The organism is Promicromonospora sp. NPDC060204 (assembly GCF_042728455.1).
In the GTDB taxonomy this organism is placed as follows: Bacteria; Actinomycetota; Actinomycetes; order Actinomycetales; family Cellulomonadaceae; genus Promicromonospora.
In genome coordinates, this window is sequence record NZ_JBHWZO010000144.1 from 1 (window position 1) to 15,861 (window position 15,861).

The 15,861-nt window shown below is 69.0% G+C and carries 12 protein-coding genes; 7 read left to right on the forward strand and 5 right to left on the reverse strand.

Features of this window, described 5'->3' with window-relative positions:
• Nucleotides 1-175: 175 nt before the first annotated feature.
• The 5 genes from ACFWEJ_RS17875 to ACFWEJ_RS17895 form a co-directional block, all read right to left on the reverse strand.
• The gene (locus tag ACFWEJ_RS17875) at nucleotides 176-1,711 is read right to left on the reverse strand and encodes a family 43 glycosylhydrolase (protein WP_377230558.1); all 1,536 of its coding nucleotides are present in this window, start codon (nucleotides 1,709-1,711) and stop codon (nucleotides 176-178) included.
• On the reverse strand, nucleotides 1,708-2,601 hold the full coding sequence (locus tag ACFWEJ_RS17880; RefSeq protein WP_377230559.1) for a carbohydrate ABC transporter permease: 894 nt from the start codon (nucleotides 2,599-2,601) through the stop codon (nucleotides 1,708-1,710). The genes ACFWEJ_RS17875 and ACFWEJ_RS17880 overlap by 4 nt, the downstream gene beginning before the upstream one ends.
• A 2-nt stretch (nucleotides 2,602-2,603) precedes the next feature.
• Nucleotides 2,604-3,548 (reverse strand): carbohydrate ABC transporter permease, encoded by a 945-nt coding sequence (locus ACFWEJ_RS17885; protein ID WP_377230560.1) that lies wholly within the window; start codon nucleotides 3,546-3,548, stop codon nucleotides 2,604-2,606.
• Nucleotides 3,545-4,828, reverse strand: coding sequence for a sugar ABC transporter substrate-binding protein (locus ACFWEJ_RS17890; RefSeq protein ID WP_377230561.1), 1,284 nt, complete (start codon nucleotides 4,826-4,828; stop codon nucleotides 3,545-3,547). Before ACFWEJ_RS17890 ends, ACFWEJ_RS17885 begins: the two co-directional genes overlap by 4 nt.
• A 125-nt stretch (nucleotides 4,829-4,953) precedes the next feature.
• A complete protein-coding gene (locus ACFWEJ_RS17895) occupies nucleotides 4,954-6,006 on the reverse strand; it encodes a LacI family DNA-binding transcriptional regulator (protein ID WP_377230562.1) in 1,053 nt (350 codons plus the stop codon).
• A gap of 277 nt (nucleotides 6,007-6,283) precedes the next feature.
• On the opposite strand from ACFWEJ_RS17895, the gene ACFWEJ_RS17900 reads away from it, so the two are divergent.
• From ACFWEJ_RS17900 to ACFWEJ_RS17930, 7 genes are all read left to right on the forward strand, one after another.
• Complete coding sequence (locus tag ACFWEJ_RS17900; RefSeq protein WP_377230563.1) at nucleotides 6,284-7,408, forward strand: LacI family DNA-binding transcriptional regulator; 1,125 nt, start codon at nucleotides 6,284-6,286, stop codon at nucleotides 7,406-7,408.
• 13 nt (nucleotides 7,409-7,421) lie between these two features.
• On the forward strand, nucleotides 7,422-8,708 hold the full coding sequence (locus ACFWEJ_RS17905; RefSeq protein WP_377230564.1) for an ABC transporter substrate-binding protein: 1,287 nt from the start codon (nucleotides 7,422-7,424) through the stop codon (nucleotides 8,706-8,708).
• Between the two features lie 200 nt (nucleotides 8,709-8,908).
• The gene (locus tag ACFWEJ_RS17910; RefSeq protein ID WP_377230565.1) at nucleotides 8,909-9,748 is read left to right on the forward strand and encodes a carbohydrate ABC transporter permease; all 840 of its coding nucleotides are present in this window, start codon (nucleotides 8,909-8,911) and stop codon (nucleotides 9,746-9,748) included.
• A 2-nt stretch (nucleotides 9,749-9,750) separates the two neighbouring features.
• Entirely contained in the window at nucleotides 9,751-10,680 is a 930-nt protein-coding gene (locus tag ACFWEJ_RS17915; protein ID WP_377230566.1) for a carbohydrate ABC transporter permease, read from the forward strand.
• A 35-nt stretch (nucleotides 10,681-10,715) separates the two neighbouring features.
• Nucleotides 10,716-11,654 (forward strand): glycosyl hydrolase family 32, encoded by a 939-nt coding sequence (locus ACFWEJ_RS17920; protein WP_377230567.1) that lies wholly within the window; start codon nucleotides 10,716-10,718, stop codon nucleotides 11,652-11,654.
• A gap of 76 nt (nucleotides 11,655-11,730) precedes the next feature.
• Complete coding sequence (locus ACFWEJ_RS17925; RefSeq protein ID WP_377230568.1) at nucleotides 11,731-13,365, forward strand: hypothetical protein; 1,635 nt, start codon at nucleotides 11,731-11,733, stop codon at nucleotides 13,363-13,365.
• 64 nt (nucleotides 13,366-13,429) lie between these two features.
• Entirely contained in the window at nucleotides 13,430-15,844 is a 2,415-nt protein-coding gene (locus ACFWEJ_RS17930) for a GH32 C-terminal domain-containing protein (RefSeq protein ID WP_377230569.1), read from the forward strand.
• Nucleotides 15,845-15,861 lie beyond the last annotated feature (17 nt).

The window sequence follows — 15,861 nt, forward strand, 5'->3', positions numbered from 1 at the left end:
TGGCGGGCCTCCGCGCCCCGCTGGGGGCCTTCAACCCCGAGGGGGCTACTCCACCGCCCTGGGGGCCGGGGGGGGGCCCCGTGGGACCGGGCGGCCCGTGACGACGGTGCCGCGGTCCACCTCTGCCAATCACGGTGCGAGGGCCCGGACGAGCCGGCCCGGGAGGCGCGTCATCTCATCCGGTCGGGTCCGTCACGAGCCGCGTGTACCGCACCTCGGAGACGTCGACTGCCCCGTCAAGGGCGCGGAGTCCGACGACGCGCCCCGTGAAGCCGCCGGCCACCTCCGTGGAGAGGTAGCGCCCGTCGAAGCGGGTGAGCTCGTGCTCGGTCCCGTCGACCACGGCGGACAGGCGCACATCGTCCGGCCCGTCGGTCGTCGCGCCGAGTGCCTCGGCCCGCAGCGTCAGGGACGAGCCCGTCAGCGGAACGGTGGCCCCGAGGTGCGATTCGACGGGACCGATGCGGACGACGGCGCGGACGAGGCCGGCGTCTGCGCGGACCTCGCACCAGTGCGTGTCGTCCAGGCGCAGCAGGAGCGCACCCGACCCGTGACCCAGGTCGAGGTCGGCCTCGAACCGCCACGCGGGGTCGAGGACGCGTGCGGTCAGGGCGCCGGCGGCGGCGCGTGGGCCGTTCCCGGCGCTGAGCCGGAGCCCTCCGCCCGGCTGAGCCGCAGCGATCTCGGGCAGCCCTGTGCCGGGCGAGGCCCAGCGGGGATGCAGCTCGCCTGTGTCGAACGAGTCGGTGTACGACGTGTCGGGTACCGGCCGGACGTAGCGGTTCTCGTCGACGACGGGCCAGCCGTCGACCCAGTCGAGGCCGGCGAGGAACGTCTCGCGGCCGTTGACATGGAACATGGGTGTGACGCCGCGCGGCCGCACGCCCAGGTAGACGACGGCCCAGCTGCCGTCGGCGTTCTTGACGAGGTCGGCGTGGCCCGTGTTCTGCACCGGGTGCGTGGTGCTGCGGTGGCTGAGCACAGGGTTGTCCGGCGCGCCGACGTACGGGCCCTCGGGCCGGTCGGCGCGCGCGATCGAGACGCTGTGGCCGCGTTCGGTCCCGCCCTCGGCGACGACCAGGTACCAGTACGCGCCGCGCTGGTACAGGTGAGGTGCCTCGGGGTGGGCGAGGCCCGTGCCGCTCCACAGCCGTCGGGGGGTCTCGAGGATCTCCCCGGACTCGAGGTCGACGCGCGCCTGGGCGATCCCGACGCCGTCCGGGCCGGTGGAGCAGTACGTCACGTAGCACGTGCCGTCGTCGTCCCACGCGAGGTCGGGGTCGATGCCGTGCAGGCTGCCCAGGAACGTGGGAGCGGTCCACGGGCCGGCCGGGTCCTCGGCGGAGACGACGAGCTGACCGGAGCGCTCGGACACATCCGTGGTGATCAGCCAGAACCTGCCGTCGTGATGGCGCAGGGTCGGGGCGAACACACCTCGGCTGGACGGTGCGTGCCCGGCCGGGAACTGGTCGGGCCGGTCGAGGATGTTCCCGACGAGGGTCCAGGTGAGCAGGTCGGGGCTGTGCCAGAGGGGGACGCCGGGCGCGTACTCGAACGACGAGTTCGCCAGGTAGTAGTCGTCCCCGACCCGGCACACGGAGGGATCGGGGTGGAAGCCCGGGATGATCGGCACGACGCTCGTGAGAGCGCTGGACGCCTCGTGCTGCGTCTGCGTGCGGGAAGGGGTGGGCTGGATGCTGGTCGTGGTCACTTGATTCCTGTCGCTGCAATGCCCTGGATGAAGTAGCGCTGGAGCGCGACGAACAGCAGGAGCACGGGGGTGATGATGAGCACGGAGCCGGCCAGGAGGACGCCGTAGTTCGTCGAGTTCTGGCCGACGGAGTAGAGCGAGAGCGCGACCGGCAGGGTGTACATGTCCTCGGACTGGGCCACCACGAGCGGCCACAGGAAGTTGTTCCACGACCCGAGGAAGGTCAGGATCGCCAGCGTCGCGAGAGCCGGGCCGCACAGCGGCATGACGACGCGCAGGAAGATGCGCAGCTCGCCCGCGCCGTCGATCCGGGCCGCCTCGATGAGCGAGTCCGGGATGTCCTGGATGAACTGACGCATGAGGAAGACCCCGAGCGGGCCGGCCAGGAACGGCAGGATGAGTGCCGGGTAGGTGCTCACCATGCCGAGCTTGCTCACCACGACGAAGAGCGGGACGAACGTGACGACGCCCGGGACCATCAGCGTGACGAGCACGAGCGTGAAGACGAGGCGTTTGCCGGGGAAGTCCAGCTTGGCCAGCGCGTATCCCACCATCGAGCAGAAAACGAGCGTGCCCAGGACGGTGAACACGGCGACGACGACGCTGTTCACGAAGAACGTACCGATGTCGAGCCGGCCGAACCATGCCGCGAAGTTGTCCCAGGTGAACGTCTGGGGCCACCAGGTCGTCGGTCGCTGCCGGAGCTCGGCCTCGGTCTTCACCGAGCCGAGGAACATCCACGCGAAGGGGATGAGAGTTGCCACCAGTGCGAAGGTCAGGGCGGCGTAGGTGAGGACGGTGCCCGACCGGCTCCGGCGCCGTGCCGACGTGGGTCTCGGGGTTCTGGTGGGCCGCTCGGTGACGGCCGGGGCCGTGATTGCTGAGCTCATGGTCACTCCTTCGTCCGGAAGGCACGGAACTGCACGATGCTGAGCAGCGCGATCGCCACGAAGAGCACGTAGCTGGCCGCCGACGCCGTCCCGTAGTTCCCGAAGCCGAACTGGTTGAAGGTGAAGTAGCTGATCGACAGGGTGGAGTCGAGCGGGCCGCCCTTGGTCATGACGAAGGGCTCCTCGAAGAACTGCAGGTAGCCGACCGAGAGCAGGACGGCGCCGAGCAGGAGCGTGGGGCGCAGCATCGGCAGCGTCACGCGCACGAACCGCTGCCATGCGCCGGCGCCGTCGACCTCGGCGGCCTCGACGACCTCCTGCGGGATGCCCTGCAGGCCGGCCAGGAAGATGATCATGAGCGTGCCCATGTTGCGCCACACCGCCATGAGGATCATCGACGGCATGGACCAGGCGGTGGAGCCCAGCCAGTCGGGCCCGGTGATGCCGATCGCCGCCAGCAGCGTGTTGAGGAGGCCGTCGGGCTGCAGGATGAACCGCCACACCACGGCGACCGCGACGATGCTGGTGACGACCGGTGCGTAGAACCCGACGCGGAACACGGTCCGGAAGCGGGTGATCGCGCCGTTCAGGGCGACCGCGAGGGCGAGCGCGACGGCCATGGTCAGCGGGATCCCGACGCCGACGAAGTACAGCGTGTTGACCAGCGAGCGCACGAACTGCTCGTTCTGGAACAAGGCCGTGTACTGGTCCAGACCGACGAACGCCACCGCGAACGGCGTGGGGATGTCCGTGCTGCGGAAGTCGGTGAACGACATCCCGAGCGAGCTGATCAGCGGAAAGATCATAAAAATTGCGAAGCTCGCGATGAACGGCAACGAGAAGAGGTAGGCGACGACCGCGGTGCGGCGCCGTCTCGCGGCGGCCGGCCCGCCGCCCGCGCTGCGCGGGAGCGCGGCGGGGGCCACGGGCCGGGTGAGGACAGTCATTGCCCGGTGCCCAGCGAGTCGGCGGTGGACTGGAGCTCGGCCAGCGCGTCCTCGACGCTCTTGCCGCCCCGGAACACCTGCTCGATCTGGGTGTCCGCGGCGGCCGAGACCTGGGTCCACGAGACGAGCGTGGGGGCAATCTTGACGCTCTGGAGCTGCTCGCCGAAGACGGCGACGCGGGGGTCGGCGGTCAGCGCCTCGTCGTCCCAGGCCGCCTGCTGGGCGGGGAGGTCGTTGACGGCCTCGAACCATTGCGCCTGGACGTCCGGCTGGCTCAGCCACTGGACAAGCTTCCAGGCGGCGTCCGGGTTCTCGGCGTCCTTGAACACGCCAAGGTTCGATCCGGCGGCGAACGACGTCGAGGTACCGTCCGGGCCGGCCGGGATCGTTGCCACGCTGAACTTGTCCTCGAACCCGTCACCGCCGGCCAGTTCGAGGCCGGGGATGTCCCAGGGGCCGCTGAGGAACATCGGAACGTCGCCGCTGACCAGGTCGGCCGAGGCGGACCCGGACTCGGTGTCGGGGCTCTTGTCCGCGAGCCCCTCCTCGAAGAACGAGTTCAGGTACGTGAGCGAGTCGACCATCTGCGGGCTGTCGAGCGTCCACTCGGTCTGGTCCTCGTTGATGACCTCGGCGCCGTTCGACCACGCGAACGGAAGGTTGCTGAGGAACGTGTTCCACCCCCCGGACGGCAGCGAGATGCCGAACTCGGCACCGGTCTCGTCCTGGTAGGCCGTGGCCAGCTCCTTCAGGCCGGCCCAGTCCGTGGGAAACTCGTCGAACCCCGCCTCCTTCAGCAGGTCGGTCCGGTAGAAGATGACCCGGGTCTCCACGTACCACGGCACGGCGTAGGAAGCGCCGTCGAACTCGGTGGACTCGAGCGCGAAGGGGAAGACGTCGGACGTGTCGATGCTCTCGGGCACGGGCGTCAGCGCCGACCGGAACCCAGGCATCCAGTCACTGCCGAGCATCCCGATGTCAGGCGTCGTGCCGCCGGCGATCGCCGTCTGGTACTTGTTCTGCGCCGAATCCCACGGCACGGCCGTGACCTCGACCTGGACGTCGGGGTTGGCCTCCTCGAACGGCTTGACGAAGTCTTGGAGCGCCTCGCCCTCGGTGCCCTGGGCCCAGATGGTGACGGTGCCGGTCGCGGGGCCGTCGCTCAGCTCGGCGGCGCCGCCGCCGGTTTGTCCCGGGCTCTCGGCTCGTCCGCAGCCTGAGACCAGCAGGGCAGAGGCGGTCGCGACGGCGAACGCGGCCAGAAGTCTGTGTCGGATCATCGTTGTTCCTTCATCGGTGCGTGCGGGGTGACGCGCGCTCGCGGCTTTGCGGGCGGGCCGTCAGACAGAATCTAAGCGCTTAGATTTTTCAGCGCAAGAGGCAGATGTGACACCCGTGGGTGACGTCAGTGCGTGCCGCAGCTGCTTCCGACGAAGACTTCGCAGGTCAGTAGGGACGCCGGGGCAACGGCGTCCTGCCCGTCGAGCGTCCGCGAGAGGATCTCGACGGCGGCACGCCCGATCTGCTCCATCGGCTGGCGGACGGTGGTCAGCACCGGAGCGGCGATCCGGCCGGCGAGGATGCCGTCGAAACCGGTCACGGCGACGTCGTTCGGCACGCGAAGCCCCGCCGCCCGCAGCGCCACGATCGCGGCGAGCGCGGACTGGTCGGTGTCGCAGACGATGGCCTCTGGCCGCTCGGGCCGCGCGAGGATCTCCGCGACGGCGCGCAGCGTGGACGCGTCGTCGCCCGCGTGGGCGGGGACGATCTCTGGTGCCGTGATGCCCTGGGAACGCAGGGCGCGCTCGAAGCCACGCCGTCGCGCCTTGAACTCCTCGGTCCCGAGCTCGCCCACGTAGGCGAAGCGTCGGTAGTGGTGCTGCTCGACGAGGTGGAGGGTGAGATCGCACATGCCGCTCTCGTTGTCGACGAGGACGGTGCGCGCGCCGTCGAGCTCGAGGCCTCCGAGCTCGACGACCGGGATGCGCGCTGTCACCTGACGGCGCGCGCTGTCCGTCAGCGCACCGGCGAACGCGATGAGTCCGTCGACGCGTCCCGCGACCTCGATCACGTGGGGGAGATGTTCGGAGGCCCGGTTGCCACCGAGCATCAGTGCGTAGCCGCGGCGCCGGCACTCGATCTGCACGCCCCGTTGCACCTCGTCGGCGTAGAGCGGGAACAGCCGCCCGTCAGGCACAGGCGTCTCCGTGTCGGTGGCCGGCTTGTCGTCGTCGGGGTCGAGCAGGTAGTCGAAGGAGTAGATGCCGATCGCGCCGGTCCGGCCGCGTGCCAGGCCTCGTGCGCTCCCGCTGGGTACGTAGCCGAGCTGGTCCGCGGCCTCCATGACGCTCCGGAGCGTCTGCGCCTTGACCTTGTCCGGCCGGGTGAAGGCGAACGAGACGGTGGCGATGGAGACCCCTGCGAGCTCTGCCACGTCGTAGACCGTCACCTTGCGCACGATGCTCCCTTCTGAATCCGACCGCCCACACTACCTGTCGGTCTTCCGGCGCGATTCGTCCTGTGCCTAGGGGGAAGTGTTTCACCTGCGCGTTGGCCCCTTTCAGCGTGCGGCCGCGAACGCGTCGCACGCGCCGTTCTCTCGCCATGCGTCATCTGCCGGCCCCGGACGGTGAGCCCGTCACGGATCCGTAACGATCCCGTCTGGGCGACGGCGGGACTTGACGAGTACGACTCGGGCGGGCAGTGTTTGAAGCCGCAAAACGATTGGGCAAACGATGGCGCAACGACGAGTCACGATCAAGCAGGTCGCCGCTGAGGCAGGCGTGTCGATCACCACCGTGTCCCACGTCCTGAACGACGTGCCGGGCAAGCGGGTCCACCCCGACACACGAGCGCGCGTGAAGGACGCGGCCGCACGCCTGGGCTACGCGCCCAACATGCTGGCGCAGAGCCTGCGTACCCAGAGATCGAACACGATCGGCCTGGTCGGCGACGAGATCGCGACGACCCCGTTCGCAGGAAAGATGATCCTGGGTGCTCAGGACGTCGCGCTGTCGAGGGACGCCGTCGTCTTCGTGGTCTCGACCGGCTACCAGCGCGAGGTCGAGCACCGCGAGATCGAGGAGCTGCTGCGTCGTCAGGTCGACGGGATCCTCTACGCCGCGATGTACCACCGGACCGTGGAGCTGCCGCCCCAGCTTGCCTCCGTGCCCACCGTCCTGATCAACGCCTCGTGCACCGCGCCAGGAGTGCCCTGGGTCGTGCCGGACGAGGTCGCCGGCGGCCAAGACGCCGCCGAGGTCCTGCTCGCCGCCGGGCACCGCCGGCTGGCGTTCATCAATGACATCGACGAGATCCCCGCGGCGTTCGGCCGCGAGGAGGGCTTTCGCCGGCGTGCTGCGCAGGCCGGGCTCGGTGCTGACGACCTGCAGATCGTCACGGCGGAGACCGATCCCGCCGGCGGCTACGAGGCGGCTCGGCAACTGCTGCACGGCGAGCATCGCCCCACCGCGATCTTTTGCTTCAACGACCGCCTCGCGATGGGCGCCTACCGCGCAGCGACAGAGCTGGGGCTTCGCATCCCGCAGGACCTGTCCATCGTGGGCTTCGACAACCAGGAGTTCGTCGCAGACGGCATCTTCCCAGGACTGACCACGATCGAGCTGCCGCACTACGACATGGGCGTGTGGGCAGCCGAACAGCTCTTCGACCGTATCGAAGCCGGTCCGCAGGTGACGAAGCCTGCACCGACCGCACGACTTCGAGGTCCGGTGATCCACCGGGACTCGGTTGCGCCACCCCCCTGGGCTCAGGACCCAGGGGAGCGGCGCGAACCTTCAGACCGGCGGGCCAACGCCGGATCTGACGGTGCAGCACCAACGATCCACATGAACAAGTGACCTGGAGGGCACCTTGTCTCGCAGAAACCGCCGCATCGTCGCGGCAAGCCTATCCGTTCTGACTGTCGCGGGCCTAGCCGCGTGCAGCTCGGGGACCGGTGGAAACACCGACGGACCCGCAACGATCAGCCTGTGGACCCACGCCGGTGGCAACGACGCCGAGCTGGACGTCGTCAACGGAATCGTCGAGGACTTCAACGCCAGCCAGGACCAGTACGTCGCCGAGGTCCAGGACTTCCCGCAGGACGCGTACAACGACGCCGTCGTGGCCGCCGCCTCGTCCAACAACCTGCCGTGCATCGTCGACGTCGACGGTCCGAACGTCGCCAACTGGGCCTGGGCCGGCTACATCCAGCCGATGGGCCTGCCCGAGGACGCGTTCGAGGGCCAGCTGGAGGGCACCCTGGGCAGGGTCGACGGCGAGGTGTACGCCTACGGGTACTTCGACGTGGCTCTGGCCATGTACAGCCGTCAGTCGATTCTCGACGATGCCGGCGTCCGCGTGCCGACCCTTGAGGAGCCGTGGACCAAGGACGAGTTCATGGACGCCCTGGCCAAGATCGACGGCCTCAAGCAGTACGACTATGCCCTGGACATGGGTACCGGAGGCACGGGGGAGTGGATCTCCTACGGCTACTCCCCGCAGCTCCAGAGCTTCGGTGGCGACCTGATCGACCGGTCGGACTTCCAGAGCGCCGAGGGGGCGCTCAACGGGCCCGAAGCTCTCGAATGGGCGCAGTGGTTCCGTGGCCTGGTCGATGACGGTTACATGGCCCAGACCTCCGGTGAGGACTCGACCGCCGACTTCGTCAACGGCAAGAGCGGCTTGCTCTTCACCGGGAACTGGGCCGACACCACGGTCAAGGACGCGTTCGACGACGCCGTGGTCCTGCCGCCGCCGGACCTGGGCACCGGCCCGAAGATCGGCGCCGGCTCGTGGCAGTGGGCGCTGGCCGAAGGCTGCGAGGAGGCCGACGGGGCTCGGGAGTACCTGGAGTTCGCACACGACACCAAGTACTTCGTTCAGTACGGCAACGCCGTCGGGCTGATCCCCGCCACCCTCGACGCCGCCACGGAGATCCCGGCCTATGCCGAGGGCGGGGAGAACCGGATCTACCTCGAGATGGCCGACCAGTTCGCCGTCGTCCGCCCCGAGACGCCTGCCTACCCGTTCATCTCCTCGGTCTTCCAGAAGGCGACCAGCGACATCCTCGCCGGCGGAGACCCCCAGTCGATCCTCGACAAGGCGGTCGCCGACATCGACCGCGACATCCAGCAGAACGGCGGGTACACCTCCTGACCTGACCCGTCAGGACCACCCCCAAGGCAAGCGGCTGCGGGTCCGCCTCGTCGTGCCCGCAGCCGCTCGCCCCGCTCGAAGGAACTCACCTCATGGCCATAACCCACCAGAGCTCGCCACCGGCTTCCTCACCGGCGGCCTTGGTCACCCCCTCCCTCCGTCCGCGCGGTCGACGGGGAGAGGCCAGGACCGCCGTCTGGATGATCAGTCCGGCGCTCGCCCTGTTCCTGCTGTTCCTGATCGTGCCGATCGTCCTGGCGTTCGCCCTTGCGTTCACCAATGCGCGGCTGATCTCACCTCGTCCGCCGGAGTTCATCGGGCTGGACAACTTCGCGCTGCTGCTGACCGATCCCGTCTTCTGGGCCTCGGTGCGCAACACGTTCTACTTCGCCGTGGTGGTGGTCCCGGTCCAGGCCGGGCTCGCCCTGGTCCTGGCGGTCCTGGTGAACGCGAAGGTCCGCGGCACCCAGTTCTTCCGGACCATCTACTTCCTGCCCGTGGTCACCTCGATGGTCGTGGTCTCCCTGCTCTGGCGCTTCATGTACCAAGCGGACGGCTTGATCAACCGATTCCTGGAGGCGGTCACGTTCGGCGGCTTCACCGGCGTCGACTGGCTGAACGACCCGACCTGGGCGATGCCGGCGATCATGCTCATGTCCGTGTGGCAGGGGGTCGGCTTCACGATGATCATCTGGCTCTCGGGCCTGCAGACCATCCCCGCCGAGCTGTACGAGGCCTCTGAGCTCGACGGCGCAGGTACCTGGCACCAGTTCCGCTACGTCACCTGGCCGGGCCTGCTGCAGACTCGGACGTTCATCCTCGTGACCATCACGATCGCCGCGTTCTCGTTGTTCACGCAGATCAACGTCATGACCCAGGGCGGGCCCCTGGACAGCACCACGACCGTCGTCTACCAGGCGGTGCGCAGCGGCTACCAGCAGCTGCAGACCGGGTACGCCTCCGCGATCTCGCTCATGTTCTTCGCGATGGTCCTCGCCGTGTCCCTGATCCAGCGGTTCCTGACCCGCGAGAAGGGATGACCATGTCCGCCCTGTCCACCACACCGGCGACCACCACTCCTGTGCGCCGAGGAAGGACGAACGGAACACGACGACGCTCGGTCCTCGTCACCGTCCTGCGGTCGGTGCTGGTCGTGTTCTTCGCGTTCCCGATCCTCTTCATGCTGGTCTCTTCGCTCAAACCTGACCTGCAGATCTTCGCCGACCTCGGCTCGTGGCGGGCGTTCCTGCCTGTCGGTGACGTGTCCCTGGACAACTACATCGGCGTGTTCGACCGCGTCCCGTTCGGCCAGTTCATCATGAACTCGATCGTCATCTCGGGCGTGACCGTAGCGCTGGGCATCCTGGTCAACAGCATGGCCGCGTTCGCCCTGGCGCGGCTCCGGTGGCGCGGGCGAGGTGTCGTCCTGAGCCTCATCCTGGCCACCCTCATCGTCCCTTTCGAGACGCTTGCGCTGCCGCTGCTGTGGTGGGTCAACAAGCTTCCCTCCCTGGAGGCCGACGGGTTCTCCCTGGCGTTCAAGCAGGGCTGGCTGGACACCTACCAGGTGCAGATCATCCCGTTCATCGCGAACGCGTTCTCCGTCTACCTCTTCTACCAGTACTTCGACTCGATTCCACGCGAGCTGGACGAGGCGGCGCGCATGGATGGCGCGGGCTGGTTCGCCATCTACCGAAAGGTCGTCATGCCGCTGTCCGGCCCGGCGATCGCGACCGTCGCGATCCTGACGTTCCTTCCCGCATGGAACTCCTACCTGTGGCCGCTCATGGTGGTCCAGAGCGAGGAGCTGCGTCCGGTGATGATCGGACTGCAGTACTTCTTCCAGATGAATATCTCGTGGGGCCAGGTGATGGCCTATTCGTCGCTGATCACAATTCCGGTGGTCGCGCTGTTCCTGGCGTTCCAGCGATCGTTTATCAATTCCATTGCATCTTCGGGGGTCAAGGGCTGATGCCTTACATTCTTTCTGACGTATGGACCTGGGACATGTGGTTCGTCGACGACGGGTACGAGTACCACGTCTTCTACCTCAAGGCCTCGCGGGCGCTGGGCGACCCGAACCGGCGCCACTTCAACGTCACGGTCGGCCACGCGGTCTCCGACGACCTGCGCAGCTGGCGAGAGGTCTCCGACGCCCTGATCGCATCGGAGTCCCCGGCCTTCGACGACTACACGACGTGGACCGGGTCCGTCGTGCGCGCACCGGACGGCACCTGGCGCATGTTCTACACCGGAACGTCCCGCGCCGACGGCGGCCTCGTGCAGCGCGTGGGTGTCGCGGCGTCCAACGACCTGTACACGTGGGCGAAGGCCTCTACCGAAGCGCTGGTCGAGGCGGACGCGACCTGGTACGAGAAGTACGACGGCGCGACGTGGTTCGACGAGGCATGGCGCGACCCGTGGGTCTTCGCCGACCCCGACGGCGACGGCTGGCACATGCTCGTCACCGCGCGCGCCAACCACGGTGAGGCGGACGGCCGCGGCGTCATCGGGCACGCCACGTCCCCGGACCTGCGGAGCTGGACCGTGCGTGCACCGCTGTCCAACCCGGGTGCCGGTTTCGGGCAGCTCGAGGTACCCCAGATCGCCACCATCGACGGGCGCACGGTGCTCGTCTTCAGCTGCCTGCACGGCGAGCTGAGCGAGGACCGGAAGCGCACCGGTGAGCGCGGCGGGGTCTGGGCGGTTCCCGTCGACTCCGCGACCGGCCCCTACGACGTCGAGAAGGCGTTCCAGCTCACCGACGAGAGCCTCTACGCCGGCCGGCTCGTCCAGGACCGCGACGGGGCCTGGTGGCTCTTCGCGTTCCACCACGTCGACGACAGCGGGGCCTTCGTCGGCGCGCTGTCCGACCCGCTGCCCGTCGGGTGGGCGCCCGACGGGCGACTCCACGTGAGCGACGGTCGCTTCGACCACCTCGCGTGACATACCGGCGGCCGGCCATGCCGGGCCGGCCGCCGGGTCTTACATCCCTCTCATGACAGACATCAAAGGAGATGCAATGAGAATCCTCTCATCCGCGCGCCCGCGCGCGCTGTCCGCGGCGGCACTGGCCGTGGCACTCGCACTGGCCGGGGCGCTGTCCGCGGCGCAGCCCGGGGAAGCCGCTACTCCGGTCACCATCGACAACCCCAGCTTCGAGACCGGCGACCTGACCGGATGGGACGTCATCGAAGGCCAGGCATTCACCGACGCCACCGTCTCTGACGCGACCGGGTGGGGTTGGGGCTGCTGCTTCAACCCGGACGGAGTCCACCACCTCTGGGGCGCGGCCACTGCCGGTGGCGATACACCGACCGGGAGGATGCGCTCGTCGGTGTTCACCCTCGACGGCACCGGCGAGATCAGCTTCCTGATCGGTGGGAGCAATGACCCCGAGAACCTTTACGTCGCGCTGCACCGCGCGTCCGACGACGCCGAGCTGATGCGCGCCACGAACACCGCCTTCGCCGACTCCGAGGTCCTGAGCCGGGTCGTGTGGGACGCGTCCGACCACCTCGGTGAGGAGCTCTACCTCGAGGTCGTCGACACGGCCTCCGGCGGGTGGGGGCACATCAACCTCGACGACATGCGTACCTACACGGAGCGTTCGATCGCCCAGATCGCCAACCCCGGCTTCGAGACCGGTGACCTGACCGGCTGGACCGCGACCGGGCAGGCGTTCACCGCCGCGCAGGTCACCGACCGGACCGAGTGGGGATGGGGCGGCCCGTTCGGGCACGACGGGACGTACCACCTGTGGGGCGCGAGCAACGGGTCCGACGACAAGACCGGCACCCTCACGTCGTCGACCTTCAGCCTCGGGGGCACCGGTGAGATCAGCTTCCTGATCGGCGGTGGCAACGACCTCGAGAACCTCTACGTGGCCCTGCACCGCGCATCGGACGGCACCGAGCTGATGCGGGCCACGAACAGCGCGTTCGCCGACTCCGAGGCGTACAGCCCGGTGCGGTGGAACGCGGCCGACCACGTGGGTGAGGAGCTCTACTTCCGGATCGTGGACGACGCCACGGGCGGATGGGGGCACATCAACGTCGACGCTTTCGACATGGCCGGCGACGTCGTGGGCCATGAGTTCGACAACGCGGGCTTCGAGGCCGGCAGCCTGCAGGGCTGGACCGCGGACGGCGAAGCGTTCTCCGAGGCGACCGTCAGCTCGGCGACCCAGACCGCGGCCGGCGAACCGTTCGGCGCGCAGGGGACGTACCACCTGTGGGGCGGCGGCCAGGGCGACTGCCTGACGGGCACGCTGACCTCACCCCGGTTCGTCGTCGGAGGCAGCGGCGAGATCCGGCTCCTGCTCGGCGGAACCGACGATCCCGAGGTCTACGTCGCGGCGGAATCGGTCGCCGACGGTCAGGAGCTCGCCCGCGTCGGCGTCGGCACCTCGCGCGAGACCTATCAGGAAGCCGTCCTCGACCTCGCGGCCCACGTCGGGGAGACGGTTCGGCTCCGCCTCGTCGACGGCTCGCCGACCGGGCACCTCAACGTCGACGACGTCAGGACGCTGCCCGCCGCCGCCGACGCCTACGCCGACGCCCCCGTCATCGACACCGCGGCCTGGTCGGCGCCCGCGGGAACGTCGAGCAGCCGCTGCGCGGGCGACCCCAGCGGCGCCGCGCGCCAGAACGCCTAGGTCACGCGGGATGTCAGCACCCCGGCACGACCACCCCATCATCGCGACACGAGAGGTAGTTCCAATGACGGAGCACCAGGACACACGACCGACACACCACCTGCCCCGGCTCGGCCGGCGGACCTTCCTGCAGGGCGCCGCGGTCTCCGCGGCGGTCATCGCGACGGGCGCGCTCTTCCGCCCGGCGGCGGCTGCGACCGGCGACCCGGTCCTGCGCCTGTCCTACGACCAGCCCAACGGTTCGGCCACTATCCTCGACGAGGTCAGCCAGGGCACGTTCAACGTCCACGTCTCCAACAACCCGGCCGAGCGCGTGCCGGGTGTGCACGGCAACGCGTTCCGCACCGACGGCTTCTCGACCTGGGCGACTGGGCAGTTCACCACGCCGCTCACCTCACAGATGACGGTGCAGACGTGGATCGTGCTCGAGAGCTACCCGTCGGACAGCGAGCAGCCGTACGACGGGCTGACCCCGTCGTCGATCATCTACCAGCGGTCCGCCGACGCGGGCTTCGACATCGCCATCAACACCTACGGCGAATGGTGGTTCACTGCCCACGTCGGCGGGCAGTGGCACACGGTCAAGGCACCGTGGCTGTTCCCGCTGTACGAGTGGGTGCACATCGCCGCCGTCGTCGACGGCGACGCCGGAGAGCTGCGGCTGCACCTGGACGACGCCGCCGGCCCGAAGGCGGCCCGGGTCGCCACCCCGGCCGGGACACGGTTCGAGCAGGCCGCCGCCGCGCCGCTGGTGGTCGGCAAGGCCAGCGAGGACGTCACGACCGGTGTGTTCCTCATCAACGCGCTCAACGCGGCCTACGACGACACGCGGATCTACGACGTCGCCCGCGGCGCCGAGACGTTCACGGCCGAGTACACCGCCGGGATCGCCGGCGCCAGCCCCGCGCACGACGTCGCCCTGCAGGTGACCGGCCTGCGGTTCGCGGACGACATCCTCCGGCCGCGGTACCACGCGATGCCGCCCGCCAACTGGACCAACGAGCCGCACGGCCTGGTCAAGCACGACTGCAAGTACCACATGTTCTACCAGCGCACACCGAACGGCCCGTTCAAGTGGCAGATGCACTGGGGCCACATGACCAGCACGGACCTGGTGCACTGGACGAACCTGCCCGACGCCCTGCGCCCGGAACCGAACGACCGCGAGGCGAGCCTGGGGGCGATCGCCGGGGACGGCCTTACGGCACAGGGATCCAAGGGGATCTGGTCCGGTGACGTAGTGTCGGTGAACGGCACCGCGCACGCGTTCTTCACCACGGTGAACTTCGGCGGCCCCTTCGACCCGGGCATCGCGCGCGCCTCCAGCACCGACCCCGACCTGGTGAGCTGGACCAAGGCGAACGCCGGGGTCATCGACAAGAACGCCCCGGCGCACGTCGCCGACTTCCGCGACCCCTACCTCTGGCAGGAGGGCGGGACCTGGCACATGATCATCGGCGCCGCGACCGACGCCGGCGGTGCGCTGGAGCACTACACGACCCAGGCCATCCAGGGGCAGTGGACCCGGGCGGGCAGCCCGTTCTCCACGATCCCGTTCGCGTCGATGGACATCGACTCCGCGATCTGGGAGATGCCAGTCTTCGAGAAGATCGGCGTCCACGCCGGGTGGGACAAGTACGTCCTGGTCGTCAGCCCGATCGGCAGGTCCGTGTCCAAGCTCGCCGAGCCGTACACGCGGTCGGTCTACTGGACCGGGACGTGGAACGGCAGCCAGTTCACCCCGGACTACGCGCGACCCAAGCCCCTGGACGTGATCCACGGCCATCTGTCGCCGACCGTGGCGCGCGGCCCGGACGGGAACCCCGTGGCGATCGGCATCGTGGACGAGCGGTCCAGCTCGCAGATGCAGCTCGACCTCGGCTGGGCGCACACGTTCAGCGCGCCCCGGGAGTGGCGCCTGCTCGACGACGGCCAGACCCTCGGCCAGCGGGCCCTCGCACAGCTCACGACGCTGCGGGCGGGCTCACCGCAGACCGAGTCCGACGTCGTGGTGACGGGGGAGCGAAGCCTCGCCGCGTCCGGCAACCAGGTGGAGATCGTCGCCCAAGTCGACCCTGCGACGACCGGCACACGGTACGGCCTGTCCATCGCCGCTTCGCCGGACGGCGCGGAGATCACCCGGATCTACTACGACGGCGGCGACATCGTCATCGACAAGTCCCGCTCCAGCCGCAACTTCCAGAACGAGGAGGCCGTGCTGCTGCGCGGCGCGTACGACGAGGCCGCCTTCGGCAAGCCCGAGAAGTTCCACGTCTTCATCGACCACTCGGTGATCGACGTGTTCGTCAACGACGCCGCGGCGTTCTCGAACCGGATCTACCCGACGAGCCGCGGAAGCGACGGCGCGGCGGCGAGCACCGGCCTGAAGCTGTACTCGGAAGGCGGCCAGACCCGCTTCACCCAGGTCGACGTTTGGCAGCTCCAGGCCACCGAGCCGGAGCCGACGACGGGCAGCTGACCCGCGCACGACACATC

Excerpts from the sequence above, each read along its gene's own strand:
- ACFWEJ_RS17900 (WP_377230563.1), top strand. The coding sequence starts at position 6,284 with ATGGCGCAACGACGAGTCACGATCAAGCAGGTCGCCGCTGAGGCAGGC.
- ACFWEJ_RS17910 (WP_377230565.1), top strand. The coding sequence starts at position 8,909 with ATGATCAGTCCGGCGCTCGCCCTGTTCCTGCTGTTCCTGATCGTGCCG.
- ACFWEJ_RS17880 (WP_377230559.1), bottom strand. The coding sequence starts at position 2,601 with ATGAGCTCAGCAATCACGGCCCCGGCCGTCACCGAGCGGCCCACCAGA.
- ACFWEJ_RS17915 (WP_377230566.1), top strand. The coding sequence starts at position 9,751 with ATGTCCGCCCTGTCCACCACACCGGCGACCACCACTCCTGTGCGCCGA.
- ACFWEJ_RS17890 (WP_377230561.1), bottom strand. The coding sequence starts at position 4,828 with ATGATCCGACACAGACTTCTGGCCGCGTTCGCCGTCGCGACCGCCTCT.
- ACFWEJ_RS17930 (WP_377230569.1), top strand. The coding sequence starts at position 13,430 with ATGACGGAGCACCAGGACACACGACCGACACACCACCTGCCCCGGCTC.
- ACFWEJ_RS17925 (WP_377230568.1), top strand. The coding sequence starts at position 11,731 with ATGAGAATCCTCTCATCCGCGCGCCCGCGCGCGCTGTCCGCGGCGGCA.
- ACFWEJ_RS17885 (WP_377230560.1), bottom strand. The coding sequence starts at position 3,548 with ATGACTGTCCTCACCCGGCCCGTGGCCCCCGCCGCGCTCCCGCGCAGC.
- ACFWEJ_RS17920 (WP_377230567.1), top strand. The coding sequence starts at position 10,716 with ATGTGGTTCGTCGACGACGGGTACGAGTACCACGTCTTCTACCTCAAG.